Source organism: Paenibacillus sp. NPDC058071, assembly GCF_042885235.1.
In the GTDB taxonomy this organism is placed as follows: Bacteria; Bacillota; Bacilli; order Paenibacillales; family Paenibacillaceae; genus Pristimantibacillus.
In genome coordinates this window covers 66819-82773 of sequence record NZ_JBHVSK010000007.1, presented here as the reverse complement: position 1 = coordinate 82773, position 15955 = coordinate 66819, and the positions used below count along the sequence as shown (strand labels likewise).

At 52.2% G+C, this 15955-nt stretch carries 19 protein-coding genes; 3 read left to right on the top strand and 16 right to left on the bottom strand.

Features of this window, described 5'->3' with window-relative positions:
* Positions 1 to 28: 28 nt before the first annotated feature.
* The 10 genes from accB to ACFVTB_RS13595 form a co-directional block, all read right to left on the bottom strand.
* Positions 29 to 535: an acetyl-CoA carboxylase biotin carboxyl carrier protein gene (gene accB / locus ACFVTB_RS13640; protein ID WP_387749633.1), complete on the bottom strand. Its 507-nt coding sequence runs from the start codon at positions 533 to 535 to the stop codon at positions 29 to 31.
* Positions 536 to 2022: 1487 nt separating this feature from the next.
* Positions 2023 to 2631, bottom strand: a complete 609-nt coding sequence (locus tag ACFVTB_RS13635; RefSeq protein WP_387749631.1) for a SpoIIIAH-like family protein — start codon at positions 2629 to 2631, stop codon at positions 2023 to 2025.
* Positions 2632 to 2694: 63 nt separating this feature from the next.
* Positions 2695 to 3327, bottom strand: a complete 633-nt coding sequence (gene spoIIIAG, locus ACFVTB_RS13630; RefSeq protein ID WP_387749628.1) for a stage III sporulation protein AG — start codon at positions 3325 to 3327, stop codon at positions 2695 to 2697.
* A 27-nt stretch (positions 3328 to 3354) separates the two neighbouring features.
* Positions 3355 to 4104, bottom strand: a complete 750-nt coding sequence (spoIIIAF, locus tag ACFVTB_RS13625) for a stage III sporulation protein AF (RefSeq protein ID WP_387749626.1) — start codon at positions 4102 to 4104, stop codon at positions 3355 to 3357.
* Positions 4105 to 4154: 50 nt separating this feature from the next.
* The gene (spoIIIAE, locus tag ACFVTB_RS13620) at positions 4155 to 5381 is read right to left on the bottom strand and encodes a stage III sporulation protein AE (protein ID WP_387749623.1); all 1227 of its coding nucleotides are present in this window, start codon (positions 5379 to 5381) and stop codon (positions 4155 to 4157) included.
* 6 nt (positions 5382 to 5387) lie between these two features.
* Positions 5388 to 5783 (bottom strand): stage III sporulation protein AD, encoded by a 396-nt coding sequence (gene spoIIIAD, locus ACFVTB_RS13615; protein ID WP_387749620.1) that lies wholly within the window; start codon positions 5781 to 5783, stop codon positions 5388 to 5390.
* Between the two features lie 44 nt (positions 5784 to 5827).
* Positions 5828 to 6031, bottom strand: coding sequence for a stage III sporulation protein AC (spoIIIAC, locus tag ACFVTB_RS13610; RefSeq protein ID WP_387749617.1), 204 nt, complete (start codon positions 6029 to 6031; stop codon positions 5828 to 5830).
* A gap of 15 nt (positions 6032 to 6046) precedes the next feature.
* Entirely contained in the window at positions 6047 to 6565 is a 519-nt protein-coding gene (gene spoIIIAB / locus ACFVTB_RS13605; RefSeq protein WP_387749614.1) for a stage III sporulation protein SpoIIIAB, read from the bottom strand.
* Complete coding sequence (gene spoIIIAA, locus ACFVTB_RS13600) at positions 6562 to 7617, bottom strand: stage III sporulation protein AA (RefSeq protein WP_387749612.1); 1056 nt, start codon at positions 7615 to 7617, stop codon at positions 6562 to 6564. Before spoIIIAA ends, spoIIIAB begins: the two co-directional genes overlap by 4 nt.
* Positions 7618 to 7715: 98 nt before the next feature.
* Positions 7716 to 7982, bottom strand: a complete 267-nt coding sequence (locus ACFVTB_RS13595; RefSeq protein WP_387749609.1) for a YqhV family protein — start codon at positions 7980 to 7982, stop codon at positions 7716 to 7718.
* Positions 7983 to 8320: 338 nt separating this feature from the next.
* Here ACFVTB_RS13595 and ACFVTB_RS13590 point away from each other — a divergent pair, with 338 nt between their 5' ends.
* A complete protein-coding gene (locus ACFVTB_RS13590; RefSeq protein ID WP_387749606.1) occupies positions 8321 to 9031 on the top strand; it encodes a 2-phosphosulfolactate phosphatase in 711 nt (236 codons plus the stop codon).
* A gap of 102 nt (positions 9032 to 9133) precedes the next feature.
* On the opposite strand, the gene ACFVTB_RS13585 is transcribed toward ACFVTB_RS13590, so the two are convergent.
* From ACFVTB_RS13585 to ACFVTB_RS13565, 5 genes are all read right to left on the bottom strand, one after another.
* Positions 9134 to 10387 carry an aspartate kinase gene (locus ACFVTB_RS13585; protein WP_387749603.1) on the bottom strand — a complete coding sequence of 418 codons (1254 nt, stop codon included), beginning with the start codon at positions 10385 to 10387 and terminating at the stop codon, positions 9134 to 9136.
* 137 nt (positions 10388 to 10524) lie between these two features.
* The gene (gene efp, locus ACFVTB_RS13580) at positions 10525 to 11082 is read right to left on the bottom strand and encodes an elongation factor P (protein WP_387749600.1); all 558 of its coding nucleotides are present in this window, start codon (positions 11080 to 11082) and stop codon (positions 10525 to 10527) included.
* Between the two features lie 37 nt (positions 11083 to 11119).
* Positions 11120 to 12193, bottom strand: coding sequence for a M24 family metallopeptidase (locus ACFVTB_RS13575; RefSeq protein WP_387749598.1), 1074 nt, complete (start codon positions 12191 to 12193; stop codon positions 11120 to 11122).
* 107 nt (positions 12194 to 12300) lie between these two features.
* Entirely contained in the window at positions 12301 to 12747 is a 447-nt protein-coding gene (gene aroQ, locus ACFVTB_RS13570; RefSeq protein WP_387749595.1) for a type II 3-dehydroquinate dehydratase, read from the bottom strand.
* Positions 12748 to 12839: 92 nt separating this feature from the next.
* The gene (locus ACFVTB_RS13565) at positions 12840 to 13382 is read right to left on the bottom strand and encodes a YqhR family membrane protein (protein WP_387749592.1); all 543 of its coding nucleotides are present in this window, start codon (positions 13380 to 13382) and stop codon (positions 12840 to 12842) included.
* A 221-nt stretch (positions 13383 to 13603) separates the two neighbouring features.
* Here ACFVTB_RS13565 and ACFVTB_RS13560 point away from each other — a divergent pair, with 221 nt between their 5' ends.
* A complete protein-coding gene (locus ACFVTB_RS13560) occupies positions 13604 to 14581 on the top strand; it encodes a DUF1385 domain-containing protein (protein WP_387749589.1) in 978 nt (325 codons plus the stop codon).
* A gap of 26 nt (positions 14582 to 14607) precedes the next feature.
* Positions 14608 to 14913 (top strand): hypothetical protein, encoded by a 306-nt coding sequence (locus tag ACFVTB_RS13555; RefSeq protein WP_387749587.1) that lies wholly within the window; start codon positions 14608 to 14610, stop codon positions 14911 to 14913.
* Here the strand turns inward: ACFVTB_RS13555 and ACFVTB_RS13550 are convergent.
* Positions 14910 to 15845: a patatin-like phospholipase family protein gene (locus tag ACFVTB_RS13550; RefSeq protein WP_387749584.1), complete on the bottom strand. Its 936-nt coding sequence runs from the start codon at positions 15843 to 15845 to the stop codon at positions 14910 to 14912. The genes ACFVTB_RS13555 and ACFVTB_RS13550 overlap by 4 nt on opposite strands.
* Positions 15846 to 15955: the final 110 nt, after the last annotated feature.

Here is a 15955-nt window from a genome sequence, read left to right as displayed (position 1 = left end):
CTGTATCTCCTGCTCGGAAGCCATTGGATTATTCCGGTTTGACCAGGAAAAGCGGTTGGCCGAACTCTACCAGTTGACCGTTCGATACGAGAATTTCGACAATCTCGCCGCGAACTTCCGCTTCCAGCTCGTTCATCAGTTTCATCGCTTCGAGAATGCAAACGACCGATTTCTCGGAGACACGGCCTCCTACGCTGACAAAATCCGGGGACTCCGGCGATGGAGCGCTGTAAAACGTGCCAACCATCGGAGATGTTATCGTGTGCAGATTGTCTGCAACAGCGCGCGACGGAGCGGAAGCTTCCGCAGCCTGTTGAGGAGCGGGAGCCGCTGCTGCAGTCGGCTGCGGCGCGTATACCGGCGCGGGAGCCGGTGAATATGTATGGGATATTGGGGCAGCTTGTACATTTACCACTTCGGTTTTACCCGGTTTGCGGATAGAAAGGCGAGCCCCTTCGTTTTCAATCTCCAGCTCATGAACGGAAGTTTGATCGACCAACTTGATCAATTCTTTAATCTCGCTCAATTTGAACATGAAATTATTCACTCCTTAAATTTTTGCGGAATGGTTCCGCTGCGTGGTTCTTACTTCAAGCAAAAATACTTCGAAAGCTTTTGCTTAATTTTTGCGGATTGTACCGCTGCATGGTTCTTGCCTCAAGCAAAAATACTTCGAAAGCTTTCGCTTAATTTTGCGGATTGTTCCGCTACATGGTTCTTGCCTCAAGCAAAAATGCTTAGAAAGCTTTCGCTTAATTTTTGCGGATTGTTACGCTAGGTGGTTCTTGCCTCAAGCAAAAATGCTTAGAAAGCTTTCGCTTAATTTTGCGGTTGAATCCGCTCGGTTATAGGGGTTGCACGCGATTGCTTGCTAGCTATAATACCCGATTCTTGTACATAACGTTTAACATTATATCACAAAGCGTACGGAACACGAATCATTTTTTATCCGACGCCGCCATTCGACCGCATTCGCCTTCTTTCCGCAAAGAGTAAGGACGAGCCCCAATATGAAACTGGTCTCCAGTTTGTTGTAAACAACTGTAATTTATAAGGAAATTTATTCCTCCCAGTTATACGCAGTATTCGTTAAACGTTTCCGCATAGCGTACTGCTCCCAGCGCACTGTACTTGGCGTCATATGACGATAGTCAACCAGGCGTATCTTGCGTCCTCCTCACCTGCCTATTCAAAAACAAACCATTCTACTCGATCGCCATCTGGACATTTCCGCCAATATACCCACTCTCTGAGCTTGTCTGCTACCTCAGGCGAGTAAATAACGTCCAAAAAGCAGTTATTCCCATTACTATCTACCGTAAAAAGGCCAATAACTGCAAAAAAGCAGTTATTGGCCAAGAAATTCGTCCAAACGGCACACAGTGAGGAAAATAACTGCGAAAAGGCAGTTATCGCGCTATTTTCGAATATACGCATGGAAATAACTGCATTTTTGCAGTTATTCGTTGAAAGTAGAGATTCATCACCCTCTCCCCGGCACTCATTTGTTTGTTTTACTTCTGATTCGCTTAGATATGATCTGTGGCACGTGTTCCGACTTTATAGGTATTCACAAGCAGGCGTGATTGCAACGTGTACATTGACATCAAGGTTTGTAAAAATTTGATCTACAATTTCGCAATAACCTCATGAATGCTTTAATTGTGTTTGAGTACGAGCGGATAGATCATTCGGTGTATACACAATCAAGCGGAGCACGGCTGAACACGCAAATAGCAATCATTTCGAGTCAATTGCATACGTCAAGCGGAGCGAGCCAGAAGTAGATTTCAAAAAAGTCAGGCTGTCGAGAAAAATCTCGACAGCCTGCGAAACGGGTATGTTAACTATTTCAGTTACTATTTCAGTTACTATTCCTGTTACTATTCCTGTTACTATTCCTGCTACTATTCCTGCTGCTGTTTCTGCTACTGTTACTATTCCTGCTACTGTTCCTGCTGCTGTTCCTGCAACTACCCCTTGCTCCTGTTACTAATCCAGTCCTACATCCATCCCAGCAACTTAATGCACAAACTGGACGGACACTTGATCCGCGTTGACATCGAGCGTCTTCATAACAAGGTCGATAATAGCTACGGCTTGCGTCTTCTCGAGTTTCTCGCTCTCTACGATAACTTTAAACTGATTGTTTTCCTCGTTTACGATCGCCGTGTGGAAGTCTTTCGACAATTCCGACTCGATGCTGTTGATTTTACCGTATCTATCATCCAATTGCTCCAATTCCTTTATAGCCGCTTGCGCTTTATCCGGATCGTCGTTGCTGACCTCTTCCAGAAGGCGGAATCTTTGCTCGTCATAAGCCGAGCGCTGCTTGTCAGTCGAATTCGCGAACACGCTCGCGACCGCTCCGCCGCTCTTCTCCAGCTCTTTGAGTACGTCAAGCTCGGTTTTACCGCCCGTTTCCGGATTCAGCACCTCGTTGACGACGAGCGGATCTTTTTTGCCGGACGCCGCTTCCGCTCCGTTATTGCCAGCCGTCTCCTGCGTTTTCGCTCCGTCCGAAGCCAAGTTCGGCGAATCGCCGTCCTGCGTAAACAAGTAATAAGCGGATAATACGACCATCAGGCTAAGCATCGATACAAGCCAAATCGTTTGTCTTTTCGTGTTCATGTGAACACCCTCCCCAATCAAATTTAATTTTTGGACATTTAAACGGCTGACAGCTTCTTGATGCTATTGTTTGCTGGGCGCAACCGAGATCCGGTTTGCCGGCACGTTCGCGCCCTTTTCTACCGCGTCTATGATCAAGCGTCTGACGGTCGCGTTTTCCGCGCCTTTGGCTACGATAATCACGCCGCGTATACGCGGATTGATCGTTTTGACGACAATCGGCTTCTGATCGCCCGACACTTCCGTAATGACGACCTTGCCATCTTTCGTGATGGAGGTCGAATGTCGCTTGCCCCCATTCTTATCACTTTCGTTGACAACCGATTGCGATTCGTTCCATTCCTTCTCGACAACGATTTCCTCTGTTGATTCGATCGTTACCAGCACATCGACCGTACCGACCCCGACGATTTTTTCCAATATTTCTTTCAATCGCTGCTCGAGCTGCTTTTCAACGGCATCGAATTTCGTACCTTCGGAAGCTCCGGGGCTCCAGGCCGATTCGTCGGTCGGCGGCGGATTCGTCTCTTGTGCGGAAGGCTCTACGCGGTTGAAGGAGATAAACGAATTGACGACCATAAGTCCCGCACCCACTAAGCCGATGATAAGCAAAATATGCAGCGTTCGGACGCGCTTTTTCCCGCCCGGCCCTTGTCCGCCGATCCACGATTCCAGTTTACGCAACCAGTTGGCCAACGCCCCGTTCCTCCTCTAATAAGTTCCTTACCTCGTCTCCCGCTGCTGACCGTCAGACCTTTGGCTGATGCTCACAAGGGTCGGGCTTACGCCCCAATTACTGCTAAGAACGCCTCGCGTCAGCTTTTCCAGCGCCGGATCGGCTTTTTGACGGCCCTCCTCCTCGCTGTCTGCTTGTTCAGCACCTGAAGCTTCGGTACTTCCTTCGTTGCCAAAAGCGGCGATATCGTCGACTCTCACATCGACCTTTACCGCTTCAACCTCTTTGACGGCACTCTCATCCGTTTCCTGCGGGGGCGGCCGCTGCGATGCTGCAGCGAACGTGACGACGACGGATTTGATAACCGGCGTTCGTTCAGAACCGTTCACCTTCCACTGGAGAGCGGCTTCTACACGTTCGACAGCTACTCCCGTTTTCTCTTCAATGTCAGCCTTCATCGCTTTTTCCAGCGTTTGCTCGGTCAAGGCGGTCGCCTCCTCGTTCCTTTTTTCAGCCAGTTTATCGGCGTTCTTGCGAATGTCGGAGAGCGACGGCATTTTCACTTGCCGCGAGGCAGCGTTTTCTTCCCAGAGAGAAATGCCATCCGTCAGCCTGCTCTCGAAATCCCCTTGCAGAAGCTTGAGCAGCGGGGTCAAAATAATAAGCAGAATCAGTAAGCCGATGACGAGCCTTGCGTAACGCAGCATCGCCTTGTTCGGCAATAGCAGCTCCATAAAGACGGCAAGCATAATGACCGCAATAATGTTTCGGAGCCACTCGCTAAGCCATGCGACCACTGAGCCTCCTCCTTCCGACAACCCGTTCCACGCGTTCGCCCCATTCGCCGCTACCTGGCCATTATGGCTGCGTTGCCTGCTGTTAAAATAATCGTAACCGCCAAGAAAAACATAAGGCTGACCGCCGCAAGCGCTGCAAAAATATAGATCATCGTTTTGCCGATGGTTTGCAGACAGCCGACGATTGGCGAATCTCCAAGCGGCTGCATGACCGCCGCGGCAACGTTGTAGATCAGCGCTAGCGTTAATATTTTAATAGCCGGAAAAGCGCAGAGGAACAACAGGATGATCACGCCGGCAATGCCAATCGCGTTCTTCGCCAGCATTGATGCAGAGATGACGGTATCCGCCGCGTCCGAGAACATTCTGCCAACGACCGGAACGAAATTGCCGGTCACGAACTTCGCCGTCCGCATCGTAATGCCGTCGGTTACTGCCCCCGTCGCCCCTTGCACCGAGATGACGCCGAGAAAGATGGTGACAAGCACGCCCATGACGCCGACACCGACATTTCGGAGCAAATTGGCCAGCTGCGTTACTTTAAAACGTTCGCTCAGAGCGCTGACGATATGAAGCACGGCGGAGAAAAAGAGGAGCGGGAAGACGACCGTGTAAATCAGCGTGCTGACAGCGTGAATCATGAACACGATAAGCGGATGAAGTACCGACACCGTCACAATATTGCCCAGCGAAGCGAGCAGCGTCAGCAGAAGCGGAATCATCGCCAGCATGAACTGAATCATGCTTCCGATCGCATCCTTCGCATAGCCAATCGCCGTATGAAAGCTATTCACCGCCAAAATGATGACCACCATGTAAGCGATAGAATAGGCGACTTTGCTTACCGCATTGCGCTCGAACGCGTTTTGCAGTGTTTCCAGCACCATACTGAAAACGGTTAACATGACGATGGTTACAAGCAGCTTGCCATTGTAGAGAACCTCGTGAAGAAAGTAACCGATCAGCCCCTTGAATACCGTCTCCAGCTTCAATCCTTGTCCGCCCGGCATAATCATTTCCGCAAAACTGGGCATTTTCGAATCCGGAAAATAGCCTCCATACTCGTTCTTCAGCTTGTTCCAGTACGACTCTACCCCTTCCGTATCCACTCCTTGCAGCTGTCTGTCTTCCAATCCGTTCAGCTCGCCCGTCGCGCCGGATTCAGTAGGCGCGGCCGCTTGAACGCCCTCTTCCGGCTGGAAGAGCGAGCAGAACAGCCATATGGAAAGGAAGGCGATGAGCTTGGCCCAGACGAGGGAACGCTTGTTGTTCGGCAAATCGCATCAACTCCCCGCAGGCAGCAAGCCGATCACCGTTTCAACAATGACGCTTATAATCGGAACTGCCATAACCAGAATGAGAACTTTGCCGGCAAATTCGATTTTCGAAGCGATGCTCTCTTGCCCGGCATCCCTGACGATCTGTGCGCCGAATTCGGCGATATAGGCGATTCCGATAATTTTCAGTATCGTCTTCAAGTAGATCGACGGAATGCCTGAGCGACTGGCCAAATCTTCGAGTACGGTAATGACCGCGTCAATTTTGCCGATCAAATATAGAAAAATAAATATCCCGGTGAACGCCGCCAGCAAAAAAGCGAACAGCGGTTTTTGCTCCCGTACGACCAATATGAGCACGGTTGCGATAAGGCCCACTCCGACAATTTGAATAATTTCCATTACGCCCACCCATTTGCGGGATCGATAGACGATCATTTGCCCGGCTATTGAAACAGGAAGATTGTTTTAATTTCCTGAAACAAGTCGTTGAGCAGCCTAACGACCATAAACAGCACGACGACGAATCCGATAAGCGTTACCCAATGCGCCATATCTTCTTTTCCCATCTGCTTCAGCACCGTATGGATCATTGCGATGATGATCCCGATACCGGCAATTTGGAAAATGGCGCTCACATCCATATTCATTTCCGCGGCACCCCACTAAACCATCAAAATGACGACAAGGACGGCGATGAGTACGCCAAGGCTTCTCCACATCGTCTCGTAGCGGCCTTGTTCCTCCTTGGCGTTATCTTCCTCCGCCTTCAGCTGCAGCAGCGCGAGACGCAAATGCTTCATCTGGTCCTCTCTGTCGCTAATGCCTAGAGACGATCCGAGCCTCAGCAGCACCGCTTGTTCGCCTTCGCGCAGCGCTGTCGCGCCGAAACCGGCATGCATGGCGTTCTCCCACGCTTCTCGAAAGCTAAGCTCGTTGGTGCGGGAGATTTCGCCGGCAGCTTGCCTGAACAGCTCGGCAACAGGCGCAGGAACAACCTGGGCCGTTCTCGTCAGCGCTTCGGGCAACGGCGTATTGCCGTAGCCGATCTCGGTTTCGAGACGCTGCAGCGCATGAGAGATTTGCCTGAGCTGCCGGGGTCGAGCGGCGAACTTGGCCGCTTGCTGAAAGCCGATCATCGTGCCGGCAAAGAGGATGAGCATGGCGCCGATCAGTTTGATCACGGCGCCCCTCCCCATTGCGACCCGCTCGCCGCCGGCGCGCTGTCGCCGTCACGCCACGCGGCGCCAACAGCGGTAGGCTCGCGCGCGGCCGGGGTGCGGGAAGCCGACTCCGCCGAGACGACCCGATGGCGAAAGCCCCCTTCCGAGCGCCGCAACTCGACGATCAGCTCGAACGTTCCCTCCTCCAGCAAGCTGCGAAGGAGCGGCCTGCCCAACGCATCCGTCAAATCGTACGCATGAGCGGTTGCAATGACAGCTGCGCCGGCATGGCCCGCTTCTCGAATGGCTTCGCCGTCCTCGGCCCGTCCGATTTCATCGACGACGATGACTTCGGGCGACATCGACCGCAGCAGCATCATCATCCCTTCCGCCTTCGGACAGGCATCCATCACATCGGTGCGGGGACCGATGTCGAAGGTCGGAATACCGCGGACGCAAGCCGCGATTTCCGACCGCTCGTCGACAATGCCTACCTTTCTCCCCTGCCATGCTGCTTCGACCCCTCGTCCCCAGAAGCCGTAGCTGACCGAACGGGCTATATCCCGGATGAGCGTCGTTTTACCCTGTTGGGGCGGCGCCAAGATTAAGGCGGAGCGGATCGTTTTCCGTTCCCGGTCGAGCAGCTTTGGCAGCAACGGGTTGGCAGACCCAACGATCTCCCGGGCGATCCGGATGTTGAAACCCCCGATATCGCGAATGCCCCGCACATGACCGCCGTCCAGCACCGTACGTCCAGCCAGTCCGATTCGATGCCCGCCCGCCACTGTAATAAACCCTCTTTTCAGTTCTTCTTCCATCGCATACAGCGAATAATTCGTTATCCGTTCCAACAGCTTGCGGCATAGATCCCCCGTCGGCTTATAAGCGCCTTCGGCGGATAAACGGAGCGCTCCGTCTGCCGTCGCGAATCGAGACTGCCCGCGCAGTCCGATCTCGAGCGGCCTTCCTTCGCGAATCCGAATTTCCTCCAGCTGCGCAAGCGCCGTATCGGGAAGCCGTTCCAGCACCGCTTTCAGTTCAAGAGGCAGCAAATGCGACACACGGTTCAGCATGCTTCTATCACTCCCGGATGTTTGTCCTTCGTAGTACAAATTGTATGCTTGGCCAGCAAGTTTATGCCCCAATAAGGCATTTCATAGATTAGAAGTTACTATTTTTTCAGGATGCCGATAAACAGGCAAGTCACGCCCGCCACAACCCAAGCAAGCTTTCCTAGCGACAGCCTGTCCGATAAACCTACCAATCCGATAGTCGTCGTCGCGATCAGAATAAGCGGACCGACCAGCGCGAGCGAGGAATTGACGATCAACGCTTTGTCGATCTGATTCAGCCTTAACATAATAATCGCCGCAATAATCTCGACCGTTCCCGACGTTACGCGCAACGACGCCATGCTGACCACGAATTTATCGAGCATACTCTCATCTCCTTTTCTTCATTTCGTACCTCCTGCCAGAGGCAATCCTCCACATAGCAATACTTTGTCGTAAAAAAAATAGCTGAAACATTCTCTCGCATTAGCTGCTGATTGCCGTCCGCAGCCGCTCGCAGCGAAATAGCGCCGGGCGGTTGTGGCTTGTACGATTAACTCCGTACCTTATCCTATGCAGCCCCGGGAGCCGTTCATGCCGGAGTATACCGGACACATGCCTACCTTTTGCTGCATATATTGCTTTCATCATGCGTAAGTGCAAGACTCCGTTTCATTTGGAGCGGCAGCAATACGCAGTTTGAAGAGAGGGCGGTTCATTCGATATGCAAGTGCAAGTTATTTCCAGCGTTAATGAAGCTTGCTCGGCAAAGCTATATCACAAAACAGCCATCATCGTTGATGTGCTGCGAGCATCCAGCACGATTGTCGCCGCCTTGGCCGCAGGCGCGGCCGGCGTCATACCGGTGGAAACAGTTATGGATGCAAGAGCGGCGCATCAGCCGGGAGATCTTCTTGGCGGAGAGCGGTTCGGCAGAAAAATACCGGGATTTGATCTCGGCAACTCGCCAGAAGAATACAACATCGAAACGGTCTGTAATCGTCGAATATTGCTGACAACGACGAATGGTACAAGAGCCATTCAAAAGTCGATGCGCGCCGATCATGTGCTGACCGGTTCTTTGTTAAATGCCAGCGCTTGCGCGAAAGCCGCTTACGAGCTTCGCCGGGACATCGTTATCCTTTGCGCGGGCAGCAATGACGAATTTGCAGTAGAGGACGGTATATGTGCTGGTTTGCTATTGGAAAGGCTGCGGACCTTATCCACTGCGCCGCTTGAACTGGACGATTTCGGGGTCGCCATGCTGGCGCTGTATAACGACCGGTCGCAGCATATCGCCCAAACGCTGCAAATCGGGACGGCCGGGAAGCGGCTTGCCAAACTGGGCTACAAACGGGATGTGGAGTGGTGCGCGGAAATAGACCGGTATAGTGAGGTGCCTATTTTACGGGGCGATACGTTAATTTGCTGTTAAGCTCTTGCAGCCGCTCGATAGCTGCTGTGAACGCAAAAAAACCAAGGAGCTAAGCGAATAATAGCCGCTTAGCTCCTTGGTTTTTTCATATAAAAATGTCTATTATCGACGATCTTGCGGACCGCCGACGAATACTTGCTCAGCCGTATCGAGTCCGTATGCCGTATGCAGCGCCCGCACAACTTCTTGCAGCGGCTCCGCTGCGATGACGCAGGAGCACTTGATTTCGGACGTGCTTACCATTTTAATGCTCACGCCGAGCCCGGAAATCGCCGCAAACATCGTTGCCGCCACTCCTGGATTGCTCACCATGCCCGCGCCTACGATCGATACTTTAACCAAATCGCCCTCGGAAGTGACATTTTCATAAGGCACTTGTCCACGGATGCTTTCGATAACCTGCAACGCCTTTTCTTTATCGTCGCGCGACAGTGTGAACGAGAAATCGGCTTTGCCGCCTTGCACACCGCTTTGTACGATAATGTCTACATCAATTCCGTTGTCCGCCAGCGCGCCAAACACGCTTGCGAGCACGCCAGGCACGTCCTGTACGCCCAGAATGCCGATTCTTGCCACGTTCTTATCGAATGCGATGCCGCGAACGACGACGCCTTGCTCCATGACCGCTTCCTCCTTCACACTTGTACCTTCGTTTTTCGTAAAGCTGGAACGAACGACCAGCTTCACATTGTTATGCTTGGCGTATTCCACCGCACGAGGATGCAGGACGGCCGCTCCCAAATGAGCCAGCTCAAGCATCTCGTCATACGAGATTTCATCCAGTTTACGCGCGCATTTTACAACACGCGGGTCGGTCGAGTAAACGCCGTCCACGTCCGTATAAATTTCGCAGACATCCGCATTTATGGCCGCTGCCAATGCGACTGCCGTCGTATCCGAGCCGCCGCGTCCGAGCGTCGTGATGTCTCCGTCTTCCGACATGCCTTGGAAACCGGCTACGATGACAATATTGCCGCCATCCAGTTCCTTGAACATACGATCCGGCTGGATATCCGTAATTTTCGCTTTGCTGTGCACCGCTTCCGTCCGGATACCCGCTTGCCAGCCGGTCAGCGATACCGCTTGACTGCCTAGCTGATGGATCGTCATCGACAAAAGCGCTACCGATATTTGTTCGCCTGTCGTCAGAAGCATATCCATCTCCCGCGCCGGCGGATTCGGATTCAGCTGCTTCGACTGGTCGATTAAGTCATCCGTTGTATCCCCCATGGCGGAAACGACCACAACTACGCGGTTGCCCGCTTCTTTGCTCTCAATAATCCGCTTTGCTACACGCTGCATCCGCTCCGGCGTACCTACCGAGCTTCCGCCAAACTTCATCACTATCAACGACAAAGCTGATTCACTCCCCAACCTTGACATATACATACAAGTCAGTATTATAGCATAGCAACAGGCTGTCTGGGTATATGCCTGAGCAAAAAAAACCGCCCGGACCTTCGAAAGGCCGAGCGGATGCTTGTCCCTAAAGACTAAGCGCGGGAAATGTATTTGCCTTCGCGAGTATCGATCAGAAGCACGTCGCCTTCATTAATAAACAGCGGCACTTGAACGTTCAGGCCCGTTTCAACCTTCGCGTTTTTCGTAGCGCCTTGCGCCGTGTTGCCTTTTACGCCCGGCTCTGTCTCGATGACTTTCAGATCGACGCTGTTCGGCATTTGGATGCCGAGGATCTCGCCTTGGTAGCTCGAAATGTTCACGTTCATGTTTTCTTTCAGGAAGTTAAGTTCCCACTCCAGCTGTTTTTTATCCAGTCCGAATTGGTCATAAGTTTCGTTGTCCATGAATGTGTACTCTTCACCCGAGTTGTACAAATACTGCACTGCGCGGTTCTCGATAATCGCACGGCCAATTGTCTCGCCAGCACGGAATGTTTTCTCAACAACGTTGCCGTTGCGCAGGTTTTTCAGCTTGGAGCGAACGAATGCCGCGCCTTTGCCCGGTTTAACGTGCTGGAAATCAAGCACCGTGAAAATATCGCCGTCTACTTCGACGGTCAAGCCTGTTTTGAAATCGTTAACTGAGATCACTGAAAATTACCTCCTGAAATTGTCCTTGGAATAGTCCTTAACCCACAATAAGCAGTTCTTTCGGGGATGAGGTTAATATTTTAATACCGGATTCCGTGATGACGATATCGTCCTCGATTCTTACGCCGCCAAAGCCGGAGATATAAATACCGGGCTCTACCGTCACAGTCATTCCGGGGGTTAAAATCGTATCGCCGAGCACGGACAGCCTTGGCATCTCATGTACTTCCATGCCCAAACCGTGTCCCGTGCTGTGGCCGAATTGCTCGCCGTATCCGTAACTTGTTATAACGCTCCGCGCCAAAGCATCCGCTTCCTTGCCGGTCATGCCGGGACGAATATTCGCCAGCGCGTTAAGCTGTGCTTCCAGCACGATGTCATAAATGCGGCGGTGCTGGTCAGAAGCGTTGGTTGTTACAACCGTACGGGTCAAGTCCGAGCAATAGCCTTTGTAATAAGCGCCAAAATCAAGCGTCACAAATTCTCCTTCGCCGATCAGCTTTCCGCTCGCTACGCCATGCGGCATCGCGGAGCGGACGCCCGACGCGACTATAGTATCGAAGCTTGATGACGTTGCGCCGCGGCTGCGCATAAAGATTTCGAGCTCAAGCGCAATATCGCTTTCCTTCGCGCCTGGACCGATCAGCTTCAGCACATGCGAAAATGCAGCGTCAGCCAAATCGGCCGCCTCCTGCATCACTTGCAGCTCCGCTTCGTCCTTAATCATTCGCAGACGCTCCACGAGCCCGGAAGTCGGAACGAGGCGAATATCGCCTAGCGTCTCGCTCCACGCCGAGTATTCGCCGAATACGACGTGATCTTGCTCGAATGCGGCTTGTTTGAGGCCTTTTGCAGCCAGCAAATCTTTGACTGCCGCCATCGATTTCGCACCGTGCTCGACAATCTCGAAGCCGGCCGCCTGCTCGCCCGCCTGCGTCGTATAACGGAAGTCGGTCAGCAGGATACTATCTTGAAGCGTAATCAACAAGGTGCCAGACGAGCCGGTAAAACCGCTCAAATAACGTCGGTTATGCTCACTGCCAATAATGATGGCTTCTAAATTTTGTTCGGACATCAGTTGACGCAGCCGATTCACTCTTGCGTTAGCCATGAGCGTTACACCCCTTCACACCTCATATTTCATCATACCGCAACAGCGGCTCGTCAAACAAAAAACCACTTGTCAGTTAGAATGAATCGCGATCCTTCGATCTGCAATTAACCATTCGTGCGCTGCAGCCTTCTAACTAAAGCAAGCAAACCCAGTTCATAGCTCTGACTGCCGAAGCCGGCAATTTGACCGACAGCGACGGGAGCGATAACCGACACGTGACGGAATGACTCGCGCTGATGAATATTCGAAAGATGAACCTCGACGACCGGCAGCGCCACCGTTCCGAAAGCGTCTCTCAGCGCGTAGCTGTAATGCGTCAGTGCTCCGGGATTAATTAGAAAACCGTCGGCGTTGCCATAAGCGCTATGTATACGATCAATTAATGCGCCCTCATGGTTCGATTGGAAAAACTGAAGCTCAATCCCAAGCTCCACCGCTTGGCGAGTCAGCGTCTCTTCGATTTGCGCCAGCGTCTCTGTCCCGTAAACGCCCGGTTCCCGAACGCCGAGCATATTCAAGTTCGGTCCGTTCAAAACGACAATTTTCAGCATACTCGCACCTCCCAACAGCCGATACCGGCTCAATGCCAAAGATCATTAGACATTTTACCACAGATGCCCGCCGCTTGAGAAGGGAGAACCTCTTAAAAAGCGCCTATCGGTTCCCTTGATGCTTCATCCGTATATTCGAACGATGTAGAGTAGCCGATAAACAGACCCCACAGCAAAAAAATGCAAAGCTCCGACGTCAGCGTATTCCATCCCGCCTTTGTAATCGCCTGCGTCATTTGCAGCGCGGGTCCGGCAAATACGAAAATAATGAGCCACCAAAGCACTCCGTACAAGACGCCAGGCCACGGCCCTCTAAGCTTGCTCATCGTAAAAAGATACAAATACGCCGCCAATATCGAGAAAACGATGTAGAACCCGTAACCGACAGCCATCCCCCATCCCGTCATCAGAAAGGAATGCTTGAAGAAGGGCTCTGCCATAATGCCTGGAATTTCAATCGTGAACTTGAACCAATAAAACAGCCAACGCGTCGCTCCCCAGAATAAACCGGCAAAAAAACCGATCGTCAAGCCAAACAGCCACGGATTCGTGCGATGATTCCGATATTCGTTTCGCGGCCGGTTATCGTCGTCTTTCTTGCCCTTTTGTACCGGCTGCTCGCCGTTAGTCGCCATGCTTGCCTTCCTCCTTCTGCTATCTCAATCTTATTTCCCTAGTATGTGTGAAAAAAGTGCGGCATAACCGCTTCTTTCGCAAGTTGGAGCGGTCCTTCAAGCTTGCTCCGGGGCCGCTTGGCATTTACGCCTCGAATCAAGTACAATAGTAGTAATTAATCGTATCTGCAACCGGCGCCGTTCGTCCGGTAAAGGAAGCAACTAAGGAAGGTGACCAGCTCTTGTCCCAGAATAAAAGCATTTACGGCGGCCAAGCCGTGATTGAAGGCGTTATGTTCGCCGGCAAGCACGTCAACGTAACCGCCGTCCGGCGCAAAAACGACGAGATCATCTTTCTCGAGGTTCCGAGAACCACACAAAGATGGGTGCAAGCGCTCAAAAAAATCCCGCTAGTGCGGGGAGTTGTCGGGATCGTCGAATCGAGCGCCAAAGGTTCTCAGCATTTAAACTTCTCGATGGAGGCTTATGCGGAGGACGAAGCGAAAGAAGAAGAAAGCAAACAGCCGGAAGCGGTGAAAGCCGAAGCGAAGGCGGAAGAGCCTGGCAAAGAGAAATCGGGCTTCAGCCTTAGCATGATCGTCGGCGTAGCCGTAGCGGGCGTGCTCAGCTTTATTTTCGGCAAGCTTATTTTCACAGCCGTTCCAGCCGCTCTGGAAGAGCTGCTGTTCCAAGGCTTGTTCGAGAGCAAGGTCGGACACAATCTGCTTGAAGGACTTATCAAAATCGTACTTTTGCTTACCTATCTATACTTAATGTCGATGACGCCGATTATTAAAAGATTGTTCCAATACCACGGCGCCGAGCATAAAGTAATAAGCGCCTATGAAGCGGGCGAAGAGCTAACCGTCAAAAACGTGCAGAAATTCAGCCGGCTTCACTACCGCTGCGGCAGCAGCTTCATCATCTTCACGGTTATTGTCGGCGTCGTCATCTACTCGCTGCCGATCTTCACCTGGGATACGATTTGGGAACGCATCTATATCCGCATTTTGCTGCTTCCGGTCGTATTGGGCATTTCTTATGAAGTGCTAAGATGGACGAATGCGCTCCGCGACATGCCCGTACTGCGTTATCTCGGCTATCCGGGCTTGTGGCTGCAACTGCTCACGACAAAAGAACCAAAAGACGACCAGGTTGCTGTATCGATCGCCTCCTTCAACCGGATGCGCGAGCTCGATCAGCAAATGGCAAAAGGATAAATTCAAGGTAAAGGACGGGGTCGGCCATGGTCAAACTGCCTCGCAGATGGAACGCCGTTTCCATTATTACGCTCGCGCTTCTTGTCATCGGAATTTTTTATAGCATCGCTGCTGACCCGTTGGGCTGGGTGCTGCCTATCGTACTGATCGGCGGCATCTTCCTGCTCTACAAATATCCGCCCTCAACCTGGGGACGCAGCGCTCGCCCCGGTCAGCCGAACGTGAAACAGAACCGGACGGCGCCGAGGCAAAAGCCGAAATCGCGAACCGTTCCGTTCCGCGTGATTAACGGCGGCAAAGACGACAACGATGATACGCCGAAGTATCATTAAGGACACTTAAAACCTTCGAAAAACGTTTCCGCCGCACGATAACCGGACAAATAAAGCTGCTCGCTCATCGCTTTCGATAGATGAAAGTCTGTCGTTCGAACGCCAAGCGTCGGTATTTTAACAGTTCGGTCGCGGACGTCATCATGTAAATAACGTTCGTCATGGGCCTGCAGCATCGTTTCGAACATCGCTTGAAACATCGACAGCGGACCGCGTATATGACGCGGTTCGTTTTCGTTTCGGCCAACCATTTGAAAACCGACGACGGGCGCCTTTCCGGCGCCCTTTTCCTTATCAAATATCCATAACGGAAAGTTGCTTAGCAACCCGCCGTCTACGATGTATGCGCTGTGCAGTTTTTTGCCTGCATCCTTCTGCGGCACCTCTAGGCAAATCGACGCCTGGTCCGAATAGCGCAATATAACCGGATCGAAAAAGAACGGAATGCTGGCGCTCATCCGCACGGCTCTGGCCACCCCCGCTTTCCTCGGATCGATGCCGTACATCGGATAGTCATCTGGAAGAACGAGCAGCCGGCCATTTGTAATATCCGAAGCGACAATTCGGAGTTTACCCGGCGGCAAATCGCCGAATGTTTTTATACCGCGCTTTGCAAGCAGTCCTTCAATCCAATACTCCAAAGCTTCCCCGCTGTACAGCCCTTTTCGAATAAACAATCTGGCCGCAGGCCCAATGACTTTCACGTTGAAGAGAAAGGAGCGCTTCAAAAAAGTGGAGAACGGCGTATTGGCCACGATATGCCTCATCTGCAGCCCGTCGTAGCCGGCTGCAAGCAGCGCGGCGATAATAGCGCCGATCGATGTACCTGCCACTTGTCCGAACTTGATGCCGGCCACTTCGGCCCCTCTGACGGCACCCGTTAACGATATCCCTTTTACCCCGCCTCCTTCGAACACCGCGTCAATAATCAAAGGCTTTCCTCCCCGCTCTGTCGTCATCGCCGTCTATCCGACGACCGTCAACAGTATATATGCGCGCCGCATTTGTCCCTATCACCACACCGTCCGCGTTAAAACAAAAT